The sequence below is a fragment of the Tautonia sociabilis genome (genome assembly GCF_003977685.1).
GTDB classification, from domain to species: Bacteria; Planctomycetota; Planctomycetia; order Isosphaerales; family Isosphaeraceae; genus Tautonia; species Tautonia sociabilis.
This window is the reverse complement of sequence record NZ_RYZH01000005.1, coordinates 1-20,472: the sequence shown is the minus strand read 5'-3', so window position 1 is coordinate 20,472 and position 20,472 is coordinate 1. Positions and strand designations below refer to the sequence as shown.

The window sequence follows — 20,472 nt, the reverse complement described above, 5'->3', positions numbered from 1 at the left end:
CCCGCCGCCCCGGGAGGGCGGGGACGGCCGAACCGGCCTGGTCACCGATCGCCGCCGGACGCCGGGCCGGGGCGGTTCCAGTAGATGCGGACATTGTGCGTCGCCCGGCCTCCGGCGATCAGCTCGGGCCGGCCGTCGCCGTCGAGGTCGGCGGCCGTCGCGTCCTCCACCGCCACGCCGCCGTCCTCAATGACCCGCTTCTCGAAGGCGAGCGGCTGAGACCCGGGGACCGGGTCGTAGATGAACAGGCCGGGGCCCTTGTGGTTCCCGGAGCCGTCCGGGTTCGGGTCGCGCTGACCAATGATCAGCTCCTGATCGGAATCATCATCCAGGTCCGCGGTCCAGACGGCATGCCCCCAGCGCAGCGGCTCGTCGATCACCTGGCGGGACAGCAGCCCGTCCTCTCCCGCCGGCCTCGCGTAGACGACGACCTGGAACCCGTGCCAGGGCTCGATCGTCGCCACATAGCGCCTTCCGTCCCCCAGCCGGCCGACCTTCACCTCGCTCGCCCCCTTGAACGGCTCGGCATCCTGGTTGCCGGCGCCGATCTTCGACCGGCTCCAGGAGTCTTCGCTTCGCTCGTACAGGAAGACCCCCTCCCAGGACGCGACGACCAGCTCGTCGAACCCGTCGCCGTCCAGGTCGATCGGGTGGACGTTGTGGGTCGTGTGCAGGGAGTCGTCGGCCACCTCGACCGGCCACTCGTCCGTGCTCGGATCCTCCGGGATCGAGAAGACGAGGATGCGGACGCCGTTCCCCCGGCCCCAGTCCGGGCCGGAGGTCCCCCGGCCTTGCAGCGGGACGACGACAAGCTCGGGCCGTTCGTCCCCCTTGACGTTCGCCCATCGCATCCGGTGGACGGTCGGCTCGCGGCCCAGGGAGATCAACGTCCAGTCGTCCGGTCCGTCCTGGCGGGCCCAGAAGAGGGTGCCGCCCTCCTGGGTATCGCCCGGCCGCCAGTCGGCGCCGAGGGCGAAGTCGAGGTCGCCGTCGCCGTCGATATCCAGCGGGGCGAAGCACACGTTGTCCCGCTCCGTGCCGGCGGCCTCCTGTGTCGCCCCCTTGAGGATCTCGTGCCGGGTCCAGGACGGGTTCTCGTACCAGACGATCGCGTCCTCGGTCAGGGCGCACACGTCCGGGGAGCCGTCGCCGTTCACGTCGGCCACCGTCACCGCGTACACCACGTTGCCGGCGTGGGGGTCGATCTCCTGCATCTCGAACTCGGGGATCGAGGCGAGGGCCGACGCGGCTGCGGTCGCGGTTGCCGTCGCGGTCGCGATCGTGGCGAGCATCACGAGGGGGGGGGAGAGGTGGGGGCGTCGCATGGGAGTCCTCGCGGGGGTCGGTCCGTCAAGCGTCGTCATCACCACGCCGGACGAGGAGGCGGCGGCGGGACATCGGCTCGAGCACTCCTGCGAGCAAGAGCCGGAGGGCTCCCGCGTCGAGGCCCCTCGGCCCGATCGTGTCGCGGTCTTCCAGGGCGAGAATATACGGGGAGGGGTCTTCCAGGTCCACGAGCCGGAACGACCCCGACCATTCCGGGGGCCCCGCCGGACGGCCGCCGACGACCGCGCACCGCTCGGTGATCGGCGTCGATTCGGCCGTTCTCGGCGATTCCGGCCTCCTCCTGGAACACCGGCTCGATCGGCCGGCTGGCGAGCGCAGTGGGTGTGCGAGAAGTCGAGCGCGACAACCCCCTGTCGCTCCCCTGTCGCGGCCTCCGAAGTCGCCGAGCGCGCCGAATCGCTCGCCGCCTCACCGTCTTCCCGATCTCGATTCCAAACGATTTCGCCCAAGGTCCGACGTCCTCTCCCGAACTCCGAGACAGGAACCGCTTGCCCTGATTGGAGGAAGATCGCGATGCGATCCACGCTCTCGCTGCTCGCGAGCCGCTTTTTCGGCGTGCCGCTGCTCGGCCTCTCGGTGGCGATCGGCGCGGGGGCGCTGAAACTCGGAGAACTCGCCGCACCGGCATCGGTCGAGGGCGGCCGGGCCGCGATCCTCGACGATCCGGAGCACCAGAAGTCTTGCCTCTGCTGCCAGTTGCAGTCCAGAGAGGCGATCGCGAAGCGACCCCGGCGCCGGATCGAGGTCCCGATCGAGCTGCCACCCGGCTCCCCCGGCGCGATCCGATCCGGTCGAAACCTCGAGGGAGTTCCCGGAGTATCCCTACAATAGCCCTGGCCAACCCTCCCGATCGCTCCCCGACGGACCCGTCCCCCGGACGATCGGAGGCCTTCCCCGGGGAGGTCGGGAGGATCCCCCTCTCAGCCGTCCCGGCTCATCCCGGCGATCCACCCCGAGTCGAGGCCGGGGAGCCGGGGAGGACGAGGCGCTGGAAGACCCGTCCCCGGCCCGGGCTCGCCTCGCCCCGGGGGAGATGCCCGACTTCCCCACTCCCGACAGCGGTCCCCTGGCCCGATCTCCCCGCGACGAGACGGAACCCGAGCCTCCCCATGTCCGCTTCCGAGTTCGACCGCACTCCCGCCCCCATCGGGCCGAGGCTTGTCGGGATCATGGCGGCGATCGTCCTGATCCAGGCGATCGGCTGGGCCTCGGGCCTGCGCGGGGGGGCCCTGGCCCGGGCCATCGAGTCGGGAGCCGCCCGGGTCGAGCGTCGGGCCGTCGGGGAGGTGTCCGAGTCGGACGTCCGCGAGGCGATCGCAGCCCACCGGGACAGCCTCCTCTTCTGGGCGGCCCTGGCCGCGGTTGGCGACTTCGCCGTCGAGCCGGTCGCCCCCGTCGCCCGGGTGGTGCTGGCCGCCTCCGGCTTCGCCGCGATCGCCGCCCTGCGCGGCCGGCCGATCCGCTTCAACGAGCTGCTGGCCGGGGCGGCCTCGGCCCAGTGGCTCTGGGTGATCGGCATGGCGACCCGGGTGGGGCTGGCCTCGGCGACCGGGAGATCGGACATCGACACCTCGGCCGCGCTGCTGATGCCCCCGGGCTCCTACCCGGCGGCCTCCTGGGTCGCCTTGCGGCAGGTCGACCCGTTCGCGATCCTCGGATGGATGGCGGTCGGCCGCTCCGGCTGGCGGCTCGGCCTGGTCGGCCCGATCTCGGCTTCGGGGATTTGCCTGCTGCTCTGGGCCGCCGAGGCGTCGCTTCGGATCGGCGCCGAATTGCTCTGCGGCGCCGCCATGCGGGCGTCGCTCGTGCCGGGATGACCGAGCCTCCCGGCGGCCCGCCGGGATCGATCACTCGGACGACCGGACGAGTCGAACGGGAGGGGGTTCGATAGCGATGCGACGACTCGTGCTCTCGGGGATCGGCCTGGCCGTGCTGGTCGCGGTCCTGACGGCCGCCAACCTTGGGCGGGAAGGGGGCGGGTACCGGCTCGACTGGGACCTGCTCCAGACCCCGCCGAGGGAAGTCGAGCTTGCCTCCCCGGCCCGCGCCGAGATCATCGAGACGATCTCCGCCGCCGGCACCGTCGAGCCGGTCGAGGAGGCCGAGATCGCCCCTCAGGTCGTCGGCCGGGTGGTCGAGGTGTTCGTCGAGGACGGGGACCGCGTGGCCAAGGGGGACCTCCTCGTCCAGCTCGACCCCACCGCCGCCCGAGCCAGCCTCGACTCGGTGGAGGCCCGCATCGAGCGCCTTCGAGCCCTGATCGTCGACGCGGAGGAGGATGTCGAGAAGGCCGCCCGGGACCTCTCCCGCACCGAGCAGCTCGCCCGGCGCAATGTCGCCACCCCGACCGAGCTGCTCGACGCCCGAAGCACCATGGCCAAGGTGCAGGCCGCCCTCGACGTCGCCCGCAACGACCTGCTGGAGAGCGAGGCCATGCGCCGCATGAGCCAGCAGGAGCTTGACTACACCGAGATCCGAGCCCCCATCGACGGCGTCGTGGCCGACTGCGAGGTCGAGGTCGGCGAGGTCGCCATCGCCGGCACCACGAACCTCCCCGGCGCGAAGCTGATGACGATCCTCGACCCCGATCGCATGCAGGTTCGCGCCGACGTGGATGAGACGGACGTGCCCCTCGTCCGCCCCGGCCAGCCGGCCCGCATCTACCTCCAGGCCGACCTGCTGACGGCCATCCCCGGCGAGGTCGAGCGCGTCGCCCCCCGCGGTCGGCTGGAGGCGGAGGTCGTCACCTTCGAGACGATCATCCGAGACCAGGGAGGCCCCGATTCCCCCCTCCGCCCCGGCATGACCGCCACCGTCGAGATCGAGGTCCGCCGCGCCCCCGACGCCCTGAGCGTCCCCATCCAGGCCGTCGTCCAGCGCCGCCGCAAGGACCTGCCCGACTCCCCCGAGCTGCTCGCCTGGCTGGATCGCCACCCTCCCGCCCCGGGGGAGGCGATCGGCGAACTGGGAGCCCGCTACGTCACCACCGCCTTCGTCGCCGTCGACGGCAAGGCCCGGGCCCGGCCGGTCGACGTCGGCCTCAGCGACGAGCGCCGCGTCGAGATCCTCGCCGGCCTCGGCCCCGACGACCGCGTGATCGTCGGCCCCTTCCGCACCCTCGAGGAGCTGAAGGATGGCGACCCGATCACCGAGGCCGATCCCGAAACCGCGTCCGAGACGGGGACGCCGCCGTGACCGCCGACCCGCTCCCCCTCCCCGAGCCGGCCGCCGCCGCCGACGGCCCCCCGCCGGTCATCCTGCTTCGGGGCGTGACCAAGGTCTACCGCATGGGCCTGGAGGAGGTCCGCGCGCTCGACGGCGTCGACCTGCGCATCGACCCGAACGAGTTCGTCGCCATCATGGGCCCGTCCGGCTCGGGCAAGTCCACGCTGATGAACATCCTCGGCCTGCTCGACGTGCCCACCGGCGGCCGGTACTGGCTCGCCGGCCGGGACGTGGCCCGGCTGTCGCAATCGGAGCAGGCGCGCGAGCGAGGCCGCCGGATCGGCTTCGTCTTCCAAACGTTCGAGCTGCTGCCGAGGCAGACGGCCTTGCAGAACGTCGAGCTGCCGCTGATCTACTCCGGCGTCCGCGACCGCCGCGCCCGGGCCGCCGAGGCCCTCCGCCAGGTCGGCCTGGCCGACCGCATGACCCACCGGCCGAACCAGATGTCCGGCGGCCAGCGCCAGCGCGTCGCCATCGCCCGGGCGCTGGTCCAGGAGCCGGCCCTGATCCTGGCCGACGAGCCGACCGGCAACCTCGACACCCGCACCAGCGAGGAGATCCTCGACCTCTTCGACGACCTCCACGACCGGGGGCAGACGATCGTCCTGGTCACTCACGAGCCCGACATCGCCGCCCGGTGCCGCCGAGTCGTCCGCCTCCGGGACGGCCGGGTCGAGTCGGACGGCCCGGGAGGGCTCTCAGAGGATCGGGAGACGATCTCATGTTGATCCTCGCGAACGTTCGGGGCGCCCTGGAGCAGGTCTGGGCGAATCGCCTGCGGTCGGTGCTCACGGTCCTCGGCATCGTGATTGCCGTGACCTCGACGATCACGGTGGTCAGCGTCGTCCAGGGGTTCACCGGGTATGTCTCCGACTTCCTCCAGGGGCTTGGCACCAACGCCATGTGGATCTGGCCCGAGCGCCCCGGCGGCGAGGCCGGCAAGCGGCTCGGCCGGGTGACGCTCGACCTGAAGGACGTCCAGGCGCTTCAGGCCGAGTGCTCCACCCTTCGTTCCCTCTCTCCGCTGATTCCCAGGCCGTCGGCCACCGTTTCGATGGGGCGGACCGAGGTGACGACCCAGCTCGAGGGGGTCTCGGCCGAGTACCACACCATCCGCAACCTGCCGGTCGAGGTCGGCCGCCCGTTCACCTTCCTCGACATCGAGCGCCGGCACCCGGTCTGCGTCCTCGGCCGAGAGGTGCTCCGCAAGCTAGAACGCGGGGACGACATTGTCGGCCGCACCCTGCTGGTTGACGGCCGACGCTTCCGAGTCGTCGGCATCCTCGCCGAGAAGGGGAGCGTCCTGGGCAACAGCCAGGACGACCTGGTGCTCATCCCCTACACGATGGCCCTGACCATGTATCCCAGCACCCGCACGACCATCGCCCTGGCCGCCCAGGCGCTGGACGAGGCCCAGGTGCCCGAGGCCAAGGCCCAGGTCGTCAGCATCCTCCGTCGCCGGCACCGGCTGGACGCCTACCAGCCCAACGACTTCCAGATCCGCACCCAGGACGAGATCCTCACCGCGTTCAACTCCATCAGCATCGTCGCCACGGCCGTCCTGGCCGGCATCGTCGGCATCTCGCTGCTGGTCGGCGGCATCGGGATCATGAACGTCATGCTGGTGAGCGTGACCGAGCGCACCCGGGAGATCGGCCTGCGCAAGGCCGTCGGCGCCCGGCGCCGGGACATCATGCTCCAGTTCCTCACCGAGGCCGTCTGCCTGAGCCTGCTTGGCGGCGGCCTGGGCGTGGGGCTCGGCTACGGGATCACGGCGATCGTCAGCCTGCACCCGCAGATGGTCGACGTCGCCGTGCCCGCCTGGGCCGTCCTGCTTGGCTTCGGCATCTCGGCCGGTACGGGGGTCGCCTTCGGCATCCTGCCGGCCCTGAAGGCGGCCCTGCTCAACCCGATCGACGCCCTCCGGCATGAGTAGCCCGCCCTGGCCTGGCGAGGCTGACGCCTCCCGGTCGCTCCCAGGGGAGAATCAACGCCCGGCCCCCGCACAAAGGGGGGATGACGACTCACACCGGCCGCTCGTCGCGTTCCTGGCTCTCGGCGGCTCCAACCCGAGATGACTCAACCGACTCCTTGGCATCTTCCTGAAGCGTCTCCAGATGACGGTGGACCTCCTGACGCAAGAGGTCCCAGCTCGCGTCCACGATCCGGGCCCCGGAACCAATCCGGTTCTGAACGCCGAGCCGCCCCGCATCGACCAGGTCCTGGCAGGCGGCCGCCATCCGCTCGGCGCCGAGGGTCAGGCAAACCCCCTTGAGGTTGTGGGCCTCTTGAGCGACCCGATCGCTGTCGGCCGACTCGACGGCTTCCCGGATCTTCTCCAGCCGCTCCGGGATCCCCTCGATCGCCATTCCGAGGAGTTCTCGGGCGAACGCGGAATCCCCGCCGCTCGACTCGTCGAGCAGTCGAGGGCGGAAAACGGCCGTCTCGGGCGGGTGGCCGCTCTCGGACTCCCACTCTCTCGGTTCCCTCCGGCCCGCCCAGCGCAGCAGGATCTCACGGAGCGGCCCCGGCCGGAGCGGCTTGGCGAGGTAATCGTCCATCCCGGCATCCAGGCAGCGTTGGCGATCTCCTTGCATCGCATGAGCGGTCAGGGCGATGATCGGCGTATGCCTCCCCAGGTCTTCCTCGAGCCGACGGATCGCCTTGGTGGCCGCATAGCCATCCATGCCGGGCATCTGCACATCCATGAGCACCAGGTCAAATCGGCCTCGGGCATAGGCCGCCACGGCCTCCCGGCCATCGACGACGGCCTCAGCCCGACACCCGAAGCGCTCGAGCAAGCCCAGCGCGACCCGACGATTAATCGGGTTGTCGTCAGCCAGCAGCACCGCCAGCGACGGCGGAACCTCCGCCTGCTCCGCCGCCAAGACGGCGCTCGAGGGAGGCTCCTCGGCCACGTCGAGCTCCAGTTCGAACCAGAAGCGGCTGCCCGCGCTCGGCTCGCTCTCCACGCTGATCACGCATCCCATCAGCGAGATTAATCGTTGGCATATGCTTAATCCAAGCCCTGTGCCCCCGTGGGTCCGATCCCTCCCGCTGTGGACCTGGGTGAAGCTCTCGAAGATCCGCTTCTGGTCCGCGACAGGGATGCCGATGCCGGTATCGGTCACTGAGACACGCACTCGGGCCCGCCCTGGGCTCCTCCCCGCCAGGCGGGCCTCCAGCATCACCGAGCCGCGATCGGTGAACTTCACGGCGTTCCCGACCAGGTTGGTCAGCACCTGGCGGATTCGGACGGGATCCCCAACCAGCCACGGTGGCACCCCGGGGCCAACGTGGGAGGACAGCCGAATCCCCTTCTGGCTGGCCTTCGGGGCCAACAGTACCGAGACTTCCTCCATGAGCGCTCGGAACGCGAAGGGGGTCGCCTCCAGCGTCAACTTCCCTGCCTCGATCTTCGAGAGATCGAGAATATCGTTGATCACCGTCAGCAGGGCCTCTCCACTGGAGCGGATCGCACTGGCATAGCCGCGCTGCACGCCGTCGAGCGGGGTGTCGAGCAGGAGCTCCGCCATGCCGAGTACCCCACTCATGGGCGTGCGGATCTCGTGGCTCATATTGGCCAAGAAGTCGTCCTTGGCGCGGGTGGCCGCCAAGGCCTCGTCGCGGGCCCGGGCCAGTTCGGCGATCGTTGCCTCCCGCTCCAGCTCGGCCTGCTTCACCTCGGTGATGTCGTGTGCCACGGCGTAGATCAACCCCTGCTCGGGGTCGATCACCGCATTCCAGAGGAGATCCCGGTACGAGCCATCCCGGCACCGGTAGCGATTGCCGAAGTTGATGCTCTGCTTGCCTTCGGTCAGTTTCGCGGCTTCCGCCCGAGTCCGGTCAAGGTCATCGGGGTGGACGAAGTCGTAGAAGGGCACGGACAGCAGCTGCTCGTTCGAGAACCCGAGGGTCAACTCCCAGGCCGGGTTCAACAGCTTGAAATAGCCGTCGGTCCCCGCCACGCAAAGCAGGTCGCGCGAAAGTTGGAAGAACCGCTCCCGTTCGCTCTCGGCCTGCTTTCTCGGTGTGATGTCCTCGATCTGGGAGACAAAGTGCACCGGATCCCCCACCGAGTTCCTCACCAGCGAGACGCTCAGCCGAATCCAGACGATCCGCCCATCCGATCGGATGTAGCGCTTTTCCATCTGGTACGACGAAATCGCCCCGGCCAGCAGACGACCTACCAGAGAGAGATCGTCATCGAGGTCGTCGGGGTGAGTGATATCCTGAAATTTCTTTGTGAGCAGCTCCGACTCGCAGTAGCCGACAATCTGGCACAGCGAGCGATTGACCCGCAAAAACCGACCATCGGGGGCCACCAGAGCCATGCCGATCGCCGCGGCCTCGAACGCCCCCCGAAAGCGTTCCTCCCCCTCGCGCAGGGCCTCATTCGCCGCGGTCAGCGCCAGCGTCCGTTCCCGAACCCGACGCTCGAGGTCCTCAGTGAGCAACCGGATCTCGGCCTCGGCGTTCTTCTTCTCCGTGATATCCCGGACCACTCCTGTGAAGAATCGTTCATCGCCAACCTTGAATTCGCCGATGGTCAGCTCCAGGGGAATGGTCGATCCCACCCGATGCCTTCCCTCCACCTCCCGGCTCGAACCGCCGAGCCGAGCCTCCCCCCCTTGAAGCCGGCACGCGAGAAGCGCGTTGTTCCGGGTTCCGACGAAATCAGGGATCAGCATCGAGACGTCGCAGCCGATCAGCTCACTCGCCTCGAAGCCGAAGATCCGCTCCACAGCGCTGTTCACCGTTTGGATGATCCCTGCCTCGTCGGTCGTGATGATGCCGTCGGCGACATGCGTTACGATCGATCGCGTCCGCTCCTCCCGCGCCTCGATCGCCTCCATTGCCCGATGTTTTTCATCAATATCAGTACATGTTCCAAACCATTGGACGATCTGGCCCGAGTCGTCCCGAACCGGCAGCGCCCGGGCCAAGAACCAGCGGTACCCTCCGGACATCCGATCCTGGAGGCGATACTCAATCTGATAAGGCACTCCGGTCTTGACCGATCGCGACCACGCTTCCCGGCAGTGCGGAACGTCGTCAGGGTGGAGGATCGACTCCCAACTCGAATCCCCTCCGCCATCGCGAGCGATTCCCGTATACTCGTACCAGCGCTCGTTATAATAATCGATGAATCCGTCCGGCCGGGCCGTCCAGACGATCTGCGGCATCGCGTCCATAAGCAGGTGGAGGCGGGCCGTGTGTTCGAGACGCTCCTCCTGTGATTGAGACACCTGCCCGATCCGCTCGACATGGGTCCGCTTGAGTCGCTCGGGACTCCTCATCGCCAGAAGTGCCGGCCAGGTCCGCGGCGGCGACCAGGCCGTCCACCACAAGACGAGCGTCGTCAGAACCAGAACCAGCCCCGAGAGCCGGTCCCCCGGGTGGACGCTGGTCACCAGATCGAGAACGTGCCGCAGGCCGACCAGCCCGACGAACAGGGCGAAGGCCACGATCACCCCCCGGGACCAGCTTCTCTTCTCCAGTTCCCGGCCGAAGGACCAGAGCAGGACCACCAGAGCCATGCAGACCAGCGCGGTCAGAACATCCCCGAGGACGTGCGCCCCGACCAGCCATTGCGCCTGGGGGGCGCGGACCCGCCCCGTCACGATTCCGCCGGTGCGGATCAGATTGCCGATGAAGTCGACACCGGGCTGCATCGCAGGCTGCTCCTCGATCCGAAGGGATCGGTTGACGGGTGGCCCCCGGGTCAGAACGGCTCCCGCCCGCGACCGAACCGTTCCAGCACCCGGGACAGATCGCCCAGGTGGACAGGCTTCAGGAGGAACGCGTCCATGCCGAAGGCCTCGCCCGACGGTTCGGCGGACAGGCCGACGATCCACGGACTCTTCCGTCCCCCGTTCCCCCGGCGAAGTCGGGTCGCCACCTCCAGGCCATCCATCCCCGGCATCCGCAGGTCGAGCAACAGAAGGTCGAAGTCCTGTTCGACAGCCGCCTCGACCGCCTCTCGGCCGTCTCGAGCGACGGCGACCTCATGGCCCAGCCGCTTGACCAGACCGGAAAGCGCCATCCTGAGGATCGGGTCATCGTCCGCGATGAGGACCCTCAGCTTCGACCATGCCGTGGCTTGAGAACTCGGGTGAGTGACACGCATCATCATCCTCGATCCCGGTCACTGGACCGGCCGTTTAGGCGGCGTCGCCCTGAGTCCCGACAAAGGGGATGTTCTGAACATCCGTTCGGAATTGGAACTTCGACGTGAGAACGCGGCTCGGCCGGGTCGATTCCGGGCCGAGGCCAATCTCTCGCCTGTCCCGAACGGACAGGAAGTCTCCGCGTGCGATCATCGCACCGCAAGATTCGTTCAGTGTTGCCGGATCGAATTCTGCCGTGGTCTGGTCGTGTCGGCAAGCGATTTCTCCCGGATCGGGAAGAACGACGCGGATGCGGGGGACGGAGCCGGTGCGTCGCCCCTCCTCGGATTGGCCGAGTCGCCGATGGGGGCGAGGCGGTCGGCGCCGCTCGGCCGATCGGGGGGGGCGAGGGAGCCTTCCTCCGATCAGCCTGCCCATCGAGCAGGCCGCCGACCGCGGTTCCCTCCTCCCGATTCCTTCCGACGGGCCGGGGCCTCCCCTCGGGGTCGAGTCGCCGAGGGATCATCCTCGGTTCCCCCGCCCGGCTCATCGATCTCCCGGCAGCGGGGAGGAAGCCTCGGCCCCGGGACCCGGGCCCGGAGCGGCGCTCGGACGATCGCCGATCCGAACGGTCTGCCTGGTCGCCCCTTCTTCGGATTCGGGCTCCGAGCGATCGGCCAATCGTCCGATTGGTAAAACATATATGAATGCATCATGGATTCCGATCAGGTTCGGTGAGGGTCGGTACGGGGGAGTCGGTGGGAGCGAGGGAGCAGCGGTCTCGGCCGTCTCGCTTGGAACGGTAAAGGGCCTCATCGGCGCGGCGGATCAACGTGGAGGAGTCGTCATCGTCGGTCGGCTGGGCGGTGGCCACGCCGAGGCTGGCGGTCACGGTCCGGTGGGGCCAGGGCCCGGATTTGATCGCCGATCGCATACGCTCGGCTACCCGGATCGCGGCGGCCGGCTCGGTGGCCGGTAGCAGCACGGCGAACTCCTCGCCGCCGTAGCGGGCGACCACGTCGAGGTCGCGCACGGCCCTCATCAGGGTCCGGCCAACCCGCCGGAGGACCTCGTCGCCAGCTGGGTGGCCAAAGTCATCATTGTACTGTTTGAAGTTGTCGATATCAAGCATGACCAGGGAGAGGGGCTGCCCCAGCCGCCGGGCCTGGGCGAGCAGCAGGTTCAGGTCCTCCTGGAAGCGTCGGCGGTTCTTCACGCCGGTCAGGGCGTCGGTCGTGGCCAACTCGGCGAGCTGATCATTGCGCCGGGCCAACTCCTGATGGACGGCCAGGATGCGGTCGGCGATCTGCAGGCGAAGCTCCAGCTCGTCGGGATCCGGGGGCTTGGTCAGGAAGTCGTCAGCCCCGGCGTTCAGGCCCTGGAGGCGGTCGGCGCGTTCGTTCCGGGCGGTGAGCAGGATGAAGTAGGTGTAGCGGTCGCTGGGCTGGGAGCGGACCCGGCGGCAGAGGCCGGGGCCATTGAGTCGAGGCATCATCCAATCAGAAATGATCACGTCTGGATTGTCGTTGATGAACTTGGTCCAGGCGTCCTCTCCGTCGGTGGCGATGGCCGCTTCGTGTCCGAGGCGCGCGATCGTCCGTCTGAGGAAGAGGGCTGTCGGTGGTTGGTCCTCGGCGATCAGGATTTTCATGCAAGGACCTCGTACCAGGCCAGCAGGGATGATCGCGTTCGTTCCCAGGCCGACCATGTCGCTGACCAGGCGTCCGCCGCTTCGGCCGGCGACCCGCTCCGGGCGGCCTGTTCGACCGCCCGGCAGGCTTCGGCCAGGTCGTCGGCCCCGACCGTGGCGAAGATCCCCGTCAGGCCGTGCGCCGTCTCGGCGGCCGCCCCGAGGTCGCCTTGCCGCAGCGTCTCTTCCAGGCGGGCGAGGGCCGCCGGGGCGGTTTGGAGGACCGAGACCGCCAGCTCTCGGGCAAAACATTCATCGCCATTGCAAAGCTTCATAAAATTGTCGGTCGCCGGTCGATCCTCCTCTGGAGCTTGGTCTTGGGAGCGATCGGGTCGGGCGATCTCGGCCAGCACCGCGCGCAGCTCGGCCTGGCGGAGCGGCTTGGCCAGGTAGCCGTCGAAGCCGGCCTTCAGGCAGCGTTCGCGGTCTCCTTTCATCGCGTGTGCCGTCAGGGCGATGACCAACTGTCGGCCTCCCTTGAGACGTTCCCGAGCCCGGATGGCTTCGATCGCCTCGAAGCCATCCATCACCGGCATCTGGACGTCCATCAGCACCACGTCGAACCGCCCGAGGGTCAGGGCCTCCAGCGCCTGTCGGCCGTCGCCGACGACCTCGACCGAGTGCCCCAGGCCCTCGATCATCCGGGCGGCGACCTTCTGGTTGACGACGTGGTCCTCGGCCAGCAGGATCCGGAGGGGGGCTCCGCCGCGGGCCGGCTCGAGGGGGGCGGTCTCTCCCCCGTTCGGGGCGGAGACGGAGGCGAATTCCCCGGAGGCGACCACCCCCATCAGCGAGTCGAGCAGTTCCGACCGCCGCACCGGCTTGACCAGGCAGGCGGCCAGGCCCAGCCGTTGCAACGCCGGGCCATCGTCCGGCCTTCCCGCGGAGCTCAGCAGCAGCAGCGGGGTCGCGGCGATCGCTTCCGGCTCCGACCGGATCTGGGCGGCCAGCTCCAGACCGTCCATGCCGGGCATCAGGCCGTCGATGAGGGCGGCGTCGAACGGCTGCCCGTCCGCCACTGCCCGCCGAAGCGTCTCCAGGGCCGCGGTACCTCCCTCGACGCTGACCGGGATCATTCCCCAGCCGGAGAGTAGCTCCACGAGGATCCGCCGATTGGTGGCGTTGTCGTCCACCACGAGAATCCTGCGGCCGTCGAGGGGAGCAACCTGAGGGGCGCTCCGGGAGGCCGGGGGCTCGGCGGCTCGGCCGAACCGGGCGGTGAAGAGGAACGTGCTGCCGACGTTCGGAGTGCTTTCCAGCGTGATCTCCCCTCCCATCATCGCCACCAGCTTGGCTGAGATGGACAGGCCCAGCCCCGTACCGCCAAAGCGGCGCGTCGTTGAGCCGTCGGCCTGCTCGAACGGTTGAAAGATCGACGTCTGTTTCTCCGGAGAAATGCCGATGCCGGTGTCCGAGACGCGGAAGCGCAAGACGACCGCATCGTCATCGAGCCGGTCCAACTCGGCTTCGACAACCACCTCGCCGCTCTCGGTGAACTTGATCGCGTTGCCGACGAGGTTGACGAGCACTTGCCGCAGCCGGTCGGCGTCGCCGATCAAGGCGTCAGGCACCTCGGGGGCGATCCGGCCGGCCAGCTCCAGCCCCTTATCGTGCGCTCGCAAGGCGAGCACGCCGAGCGTCTCCTCGACCTCCTCCCGAAGCGAGAAGGGGGCCGGCACCAGGGTCAGCTTGCCCGCCTCGATCTTGGAGAAGTCCAGGATGTCATCGATCACTCTCAGCAGCGACTCGGCCGACGACTTCGCCAGCCCGAGGTACTCGCGCTGGCGGGGGGTCAGCTCCGTGTCCAGGGCCAATTCCGTCATGCCGAGAATGCCGTTCATCGGCGTCCGGATCTCATGGCTCATGTTCGCCAGGAACTCGCTTTTGGCCCGGGTGGCCGCCTCGGCCGCTTCCTTGGCGCGTCGGAGCGACTCCTCGACCTGCTTGCGCTCAGTGACGTCGAGGCAGGAGGTCAGGTAGCAGAGCAGAGTCCCGTCGGCCAATGTTCGGGGGATGCCCCGGAACTCCATCCAGCGGTACTCGCCGTCGGCTCGGCGCAGCCGGTACTCGGCGGCCAGCGGCTGGCGGGCCTCCATGGCCGAGCGGTGGTCGGCGAGGCATCGGCCGCGGTCGTCCGGGTGGAAGTACTCGCTCATGCCGGTGCCCAGCACCTGGTGCAGCTCGGCCCCCAGGAAGTCAAGCCCTGTCTGATTGACGAAGGTGCAACCCAGCTCCGGTTCACAAATCAGGATGAGCACGGGGACGCCGTCGGCCAGGTCGCGGAAGCGCTGTTCGCTCTCTCGGAGAGCCTGCTCGGCCCGCTTGCGCGGGGTGATGTCCTCGACCATCGCGACGAAGTGCAGCGGCTGGCCGCTCGCGTCTCGGACCAGCGAGACGCTGAGCAGCCCCCAGACGGCCTTCCCCGTTCGGTGCAGGAATCGCTTTTCGATCCGGTAGCAGGGAATCTCATTCGCCAGCAGGCGACGGATTGGCTCGCGATCGGTGTCGAGGTCGTCGGGGTGGGTGATGGACGGGAAGTCGGTTTCCAGCAGTTCGGGCTCGGGATAGCCAAGGGCGTCGCAGAGCATCGGGTTGACCTGGAGGAAGCGGCCGTCGGGAGCGACCAACGCCATGCCGATGGCGGCGTGGTCGAAGGCATTGCGGAACCGCTCTTCGCTCTGTCGGAGCGCTTCCTCGGCCTGGATCCGCTCGGTCAGCTCGTGCCAGGCGATCAGCAGTCGGGAGCGGCCGGCGATCTCGACCCGAGTGAGCGTGACCTCGCAGGGAAAGATCTCGCCGTCGAACCGGCGGTGCCACCAGTCGAAGCGGTGGAAGCCCTGTGCCTGGACGATGGCTTCGATCTGGCCGACCTTCGCTTGCGACCGTTGGCCATCGGGTTGGTACTCGGGAGACAGGACGGCCGGGTGTCGGCCAAGCAGGTCGGCCTTGTCCCGGCAGCGGAGCATCCGGATCGCGGCCTCGTTACAGTCGACGATTCCCCTGGTCTCGTCCACCAGCAGGTGGGCATCGGACGACTTCTCGAACAGGACGCGGAAGGTGTCTTCGGCCTGCTTGCGGTCGGTGATGTCGATGGCCGCTCCCAGGATCTGACGCGGGTTTCCCCGCTCGTCCCGATGGAAAACCAGTTCGTAGCTGCGGAGCCAGCGCCACGAGTGGTCGGCGTGGAGGGCCCGGAACTCGGTTTCCCGGATCGCGCCATCGGCCAGGTCGGTGGACCACCGATGGTCGGAATTCAGCCCGATCGCCGCGGCGTCTTCGGGATGGACGAGCCGATGGAGGGCGCCCGGACCCAATTGTTGGAGCTCCTCCGGCGAATAGCCGAGCAGCGTCGACACCCGGCCGCTGACCCAAGGGGTGTCGCCGGTCTCGACGTCGTAGAGGTAGAGGATCGACGGCAAGGCCTCGGTGATCCCTTCGGCGAAGTGTCGGCGCTCCAGGGCCTCGGCCTCGGCGCGACGGCGCTCGGCGACCTCGGTGCGGAGCTGTTCGTTGGCCAGGCGAAGCTCGGCGGTGCGGCGGCGGACCTCGGCGTCGAGCTCGTCTCGGGCCGCTCGGAGGGCGACTTCGGCGTGCTTGCGATCGTCGATATCGGTGCAGGTGCCGAACCACCGGTCCACGGCCCCGGTTCGATCGGTGACCGGCAACGCCCGCACCAGATGCCAACGGAAGGAGCCGGCTCGGTCGGCGAGCCGGCACTCGACCTCGAACGACCTCCCCTCCGCGACGGCCTGGTCCCACCGTTGCTGGACGACGTCATGGTCCTCGGGGTGCAGGGCGGTCGTCCAGCTGCCGTCGCGGAGCCGACGGCCGGTATAGTCAAGCCAGCGCTCGTTGACGTAATCGACCTGGCCGTCCGGCAGGCTCGTCCAGACGATTTGGGGCATGGAGTCGGCCAGGGACTGGAAGCGCCGCTCGCGCTCGCGGACCTCGCGCTCGGCGCGCTGCCGCTCGGCGACTTCGTCCTGAAGGGCGGCGTTGGCTCGCTCCAACGCGGCGGTTCGCTCCAGGACCCGGTGCTCCAGTTCTCGACGAGCCTGATCCAGTTCGGCTGTTCGCTGGGCGACCAGCCGCTCGACCCGATCGAGATCCAGCTCATCCTCGGCCTGGCGGAAGGAAACCTCAGCCAACTCCCGTCTTGACTGGAGGCAGCCGACCACCAGCACGACGTCCTCGAAGAGCACCCAGGCGACGTGCTCCAGCCAGCGCCAGCTCGACACCGTTTCCGTGCCGTAGATCGATCGGGGCCAGAACTCGCCCCGGAGGTAGTGGTCCAGGGCCACGACCGCCGAGGCCGAGGCCAGTACCCGCCAGTCCCGGTACAGCGCCAGGAAGGCCAGCGAGCCGAAAACGTGGAAGTGGGCTTCGATCCGGCCGCCGCTGAGGTGGATCAGCAGGGCCCCGACCAGCATTTGACCGATCGCGATGACGTGTCGGGTCGACGCTTGGCCCGGCCGGGCCATCCCCAACGCCGAGGGCACAAGCACGATCGCCCCGCCGAGGAAGAACGCGGCCCAGACGTGGATGTGAAGCGCTCCCCGCGTGCCCGACCAGGTGTAGGGGGAAACCCAGAGGGCGATGGCGATCAGCCCGAGCCACTCCAGGAGCATCAGCACGGAGAAGAGGCGGTCGATCCGGCGATAACCGGCCTCCAGGTGCTGGCAGAACAGAACGTCGGCGCGGCGGTCGATGACTTCGGCGGACGGATTCCCTGGGTTCACGGCAGCGGCTCCCCTGCGGGCTTCCAGGCGAAGCGGGGCGATCCTAGCGCGCAGCCGAAGACGGCGTGTGTGTCTTGGCTTGCCGGCGGCCCTCCTCCGAACCGGAACCGGAGCCAACGGCTCCCATCGTTGGGCCCGCGGTGTGCTCGGCTCGGAGTGATGCCTCCACTGAAACTCAGCCGTCCGGATTCCTCGAAAACCAGCAGGTGTCCGGAGGTGGACACCCCGAACCGGTCGGCCTCCGCTCCTTCGCGGTCGTCCTGGGCTTCGACCCCCAGCCGGGAGGCGATCAGCCGGCGGTAGTCCTCCTCCTCGCCGGGAAGGGACTCGTACTGGAGCAAGACGGCGTGGACCGCGACCGGGTCTTGGAACTGTTCAAGCAGCGTTCCCAGCTCCGCGATGGACGACCGGGAGCAAGGGCATCGGGGGTGCAGGAACAGGATCAGATTGACCCGGCCGGGAACCCGGGGGATTCGGCTCTCCTCCGGCCATCGTTCCGGGGGGGAGCCCAACTCACCGGGCTGAGCGCCATAAACGCTCAGCAGCAGAAGTCCCGAGGCGACCGTGAGGCCCCAGGCCGTCACGACCCAGGTCAAGGGGATGTGCAAGATCGGAGTCCGCATGGCTGAGATGGGGCGAACGGCGGCTCTGTGGTGTCCCTGCCTCGGGAACTCTAGGGCGCGAATCGGCAACGGCCGCCGGCCGCCCGAGTCGGAGGACTCCGATCCCGCCGATCTCCGGTCCCGGGCTCCCGGGAGCCTCCCCCGCCGCTCCCTCGCCCCGTCCAGCGGCCGGCCTGGCGGTCGGACGAGGGCCGCTTGACGCTGGGTCCCGGGGCGTGGCAGGCTGGTCCGATTCCGATCGGCCGGCGGCCCCGGCGCCGGGGGCCGGCCGAGGTCCGCATCGGCCCGCATCGGTCTGGGAGCGTCCGCATGAGCGCCGGAGACGGCCCCGCCCCGCATCCGCTGTCGCAGTCGCAGTCGCCGTCGAACGACCTGGACGCCCTGGCCGAGCTGGCCGACGCATCGAGGAGGATGCGGGGGGAGATCGCCCGGGTGATCATCGGCCAGCAGGAGGTGGTCGAGCAGTTGCTCGTCGGCCTCTTCGCCCGGGGCCACGTCCTGCTGGTCGGGGTGCCGGGGCTGGCCAAGACCCTGCTGGTCGGCACGGTGGCGAAGATCCTGCACCTGAGCTTCCGCCGGATCCAGTTCACCCCGGACCTGATGCCCTCGGATATCACCGGCACGGACATCCTCCAGGACGACCCCGAATCCGGCCGCCGGAGGTTCGTGTTCATCAAGGGGCCGCTGTTCGCCAACGTGGTGCTGGCCGACGAGGTGAACCGGACCCCGCCGAAGACCCAGGCCGCCTTGCTGGAGGCGATGCAGGAGCGGCACGTCTCGGCCGGCGGCCAGACCTTCGGCCTGCCCGACCCGTTCTTCGTCCTCGCGACGCAGAACCCGATCGAGCAGGAGGGGACCTACCCGCTCCCCGAGGCCCAGCTCGACCGCTTCCTGCTCGACGTCCGCGTGCCCTACCCGACCCCGGAGGACGAATTGGAGATCCTCCGGCGCACGACCGGAGAGCCGTCCCCCGAGCCGGAAGCGTTCCTCGAGGCCGAGCAGCTCCTGGCGCTCCAGCGGCTCGTCCGCCGGGTGCCGGTGCCGGACCACGTCTTCCGGTACGCCCGGGATCTGGTCCGGGCCACCCGCCCCGATCAGCCCGAGGCGACCGCGTTCGTCCGCAAGAGCGTCTCCTGGGGGGCCGGGCCGAGGGCGGGGCAGGCGCTGATCCTCGGCGCCAAGGCCCGGGCCGTGCTCTCGGGACGAATCGCCGCCGGCCCCGACGACGTGAGGGCCGTCGCCCGCCCGGTCCTCCGCCACCGGATCGTGACCACCTTCCACGCCGAGGCCGAGGGAATCGACGCCGACGGCGTGATCGACCAGCTTCTCAAAGACGTCCCCGAGCCGCTCGACCGCGCCGCCTCCCGCCTCGCCGGCCCGGCCTGACCCCCCGGCGGCCCCTCCCGGCGATCATCGATCTCGATCGATTGCGGGAAGGCGAGGAGGCTCGCCTCCCTAAGATCATCGGGCCCGATCGTCTCCCGATGACTGGAATTCCCGGACCGGACATGCCCTCGACACCCCCGCACCCGCCGATCGCCGCACTGGACCCGACGGCGCTGACCCGCTTCGGCCGGCTCGAGCTGCTCTCGAGGCTGGTGGTCGAGGGGGTGATGAGCGGCCTGCACCGCAGCCCGTTCAAGGGGTTCTCGGTCGAGTTCGCCGAGCACCGGCCCTACGGCCCGGGGGACGAGATCCGCCACATCGACTGGCGGGCCTTCGGCAAGACCGACCGCTACTTCGTCCGGGAGTTCGAGGAGGAGACGAACCTCCAGGCGTACCTGGTGCTCGACACCTCCGGCAGCATGGGCTTCGCCGGCCGGACCGTCTCGAAGCTGGAGCTCGCCCGGCGGCTGGCGGCGGCGCTGGCCTACCTGATGATCCGCCAGCGGGACGCCGTCGGCCTGGTGACGTTCGACGGGGAACTCCGCTCGATGCTGCCGGCACGCTCGGCCCCGGGGCACTTCGCCGTGCTCTGCTCGGCGATGGAGCGGGCCCGGGCCGGCGGCAAGGCGCCGCTGCACCGCGTCCTGCACGCCCTGGCCGATCGGATCCGACGCCGAGGCCTGATCGTCATCCTCTCCGACGGCTTCGATGACCTGGACGCCCTCTCCCAGTCGCTGCGGCACCTCAGACACCGGCACCACGAGGTGCTCTTCTTCCACATCCTGGCCCCCGAGGAGGAGGCGTTCGACTTCCCTGGGCCGACCCGATTCCTCGACCTGGAGGCCGACGGCCATCGGCTCCGGGTCGACCCGAACGCCGTCCGGGCGGTCTACCGGCAGCGGTTCGACGCCCATCGCCGCCTGCTCCGGGAGCGGCTGCTCGGCATGGATGCCGACTACCAGCTTGCCTCGACCGCCGAGCCCCCTGATCGGATCCTGCTCGACTACCTCGCCCGCCGCACCAGACGCTCCGGCGGCCGATCCCGACGCTGACCCGGTCGGTCCGCGACGGGCTCGAGCACGAGCCGGTACGCTCCGGTGCGCGAGGCCGCATCGGGGGATTTCCCTTGGCCGAAGCGGTCTTGCGTCGATTGCGTTGAAACTATGAGAGGGGAGGTCGAGCCGACGGGGCCCGGGGCCCCGAGCCGGTGGAAGACTGGAGGTGTAGAACCGAACTCCTGCCCCACCGAACCGGAGGACTCCCGTGCACCACGTCGGCATCGACCTCCACAAGAAGACCATCGTCCTGTGCGTCCTCGACGATCAGCTCAAGGTCGTCGCCCGACGCAGCTT

The 20,472-nt window shown here is 69.2% G+C and carries 14 protein-coding genes; 7 read left to right on the top strand and 7 right to left on the bottom strand.

Annotation, left to right across the window (positions count from 1 at the left end):
• Positions 1-41: 41 nt before the first annotated feature.
• Both TsocGM_RS03740 and TsocGM_RS25755 read right to left on the bottom strand, forming a co-directional pair.
• The gene (locus TsocGM_RS03740; protein ID WP_233578254.1) at positions 42-1,325 is read right to left on the bottom strand and encodes an FG-GAP-like repeat-containing protein; all 1,284 of its coding nucleotides are present in this window, start codon (positions 1,323-1,325) and stop codon (positions 42-44) included.
• 25 nt (positions 1,326-1,350) lie between these two features.
• A complete protein-coding gene (locus tag TsocGM_RS25755) occupies positions 1,351-1,515 on the bottom strand; it encodes a hypothetical protein (protein ID WP_158633365.1) in 165 nt (54 codons plus the stop codon).
• A gap of 345 nt (positions 1,516-1,860) precedes the next feature.
• Between TsocGM_RS25755 and TsocGM_RS03735 the strand changes: the two genes are divergently transcribed.
• From TsocGM_RS03735 to TsocGM_RS03715, 5 genes are all read left to right on the top strand, one after another.
• On the top strand, positions 1,861-2,178 hold the full coding sequence (locus TsocGM_RS03735; protein ID WP_126723978.1) for a hypothetical protein: 318 nt from the start codon (positions 1,861-1,863) through the stop codon (positions 2,176-2,178).
• Positions 2,179-2,456: 278 nt separating this feature from the next.
• Positions 2,457-3,164, top strand: coding sequence for a hypothetical protein (locus TsocGM_RS03730; protein ID WP_126723977.1), 708 nt, complete (start codon positions 2,457-2,459; stop codon positions 3,162-3,164).
• 76 nt (positions 3,165-3,240) lie between these two features.
• Entirely contained in the window at positions 3,241-4,542 is a 1,302-nt protein-coding gene (locus tag TsocGM_RS03725) for an efflux RND transporter periplasmic adaptor subunit (RefSeq protein ID WP_126723976.1), read from the top strand.
• Positions 4,539-5,300 (top strand): ABC transporter ATP-binding protein, encoded by a 762-nt coding sequence (locus TsocGM_RS03720; protein ID WP_315850364.1) that lies wholly within the window; start codon positions 4,539-4,541, stop codon positions 5,298-5,300. Before TsocGM_RS03725 ends, TsocGM_RS03720 begins: the two co-directional genes overlap by 4 nt.
• A complete protein-coding gene (locus TsocGM_RS03715) occupies positions 5,294-6,508 on the top strand; it encodes an ABC transporter permease (protein WP_233578252.1) in 1,215 nt (404 codons plus the stop codon). Before TsocGM_RS03720 ends, TsocGM_RS03715 begins: the two co-directional genes overlap by 7 nt.
• An 88-nt stretch (positions 6,509-6,596) precedes the next feature.
• Here TsocGM_RS03715 and TsocGM_RS03710 read toward each other — a convergent pair whose 3' ends face one another.
• From TsocGM_RS03710 to TsocGM_RS03690, 5 genes are all read right to left on the bottom strand, one after another.
• A complete protein-coding gene (locus tag TsocGM_RS03710; RefSeq protein ID WP_126723975.1) occupies positions 6,597-10,247 on the bottom strand; it encodes a PAS domain S-box protein in 3,651 nt (1,216 codons plus the stop codon).
• A gap of 50 nt (positions 10,248-10,297) precedes the next feature.
• Entirely contained in the window at positions 10,298-10,702 is a 405-nt protein-coding gene (locus tag TsocGM_RS03705; protein WP_261341617.1) for a response regulator, read from the bottom strand.
• Positions 10,703-11,394: 692 nt separating this feature from the next.
• Entirely contained in the window at positions 11,395-12,333 is a 939-nt protein-coding gene (locus TsocGM_RS03700; protein ID WP_158633363.1) for a GGDEF domain-containing response regulator, read from the bottom strand.
• A complete protein-coding gene (locus tag TsocGM_RS03695; protein WP_126723972.1) occupies positions 12,330-17,111 on the bottom strand; it encodes a PAS domain S-box protein in 4,782 nt (1,593 codons plus the stop codon). Before TsocGM_RS03695 ends, TsocGM_RS03700 begins: the two co-directional genes overlap by 4 nt.
• The gene (locus tag TsocGM_RS03690; protein ID WP_126723971.1) at positions 17,108-17,719 is read right to left on the bottom strand and encodes a hypothetical protein; all 612 of its coding nucleotides are present in this window, start codon (positions 17,717-17,719) and stop codon (positions 17,108-17,110) included. The genes TsocGM_RS03695 and TsocGM_RS03690 overlap by 4 nt, the downstream gene beginning before the upstream one ends.
• Before the next feature lie 324 nt (positions 17,720-18,043).
• Between TsocGM_RS03690 and TsocGM_RS03685 the strand changes: the two genes are divergently transcribed.
• Both TsocGM_RS03685 and TsocGM_RS03680 read left to right on the top strand, forming a co-directional pair.
• Complete coding sequence (locus TsocGM_RS03685; RefSeq protein ID WP_126723970.1) at positions 18,044-19,120, top strand: AAA family ATPase; 1,077 nt, start codon at positions 18,044-18,046, stop codon at positions 19,118-19,120.
• A gap of 122 nt (positions 19,121-19,242) precedes the next feature.
• Positions 19,243-20,172, top strand: a complete 930-nt coding sequence (locus TsocGM_RS03680) for a DUF58 domain-containing protein (RefSeq protein WP_126723969.1) — start codon at positions 19,243-19,245, stop codon at positions 20,170-20,172.
• Positions 20,173-20,472: the final 300 nt, after the last annotated feature.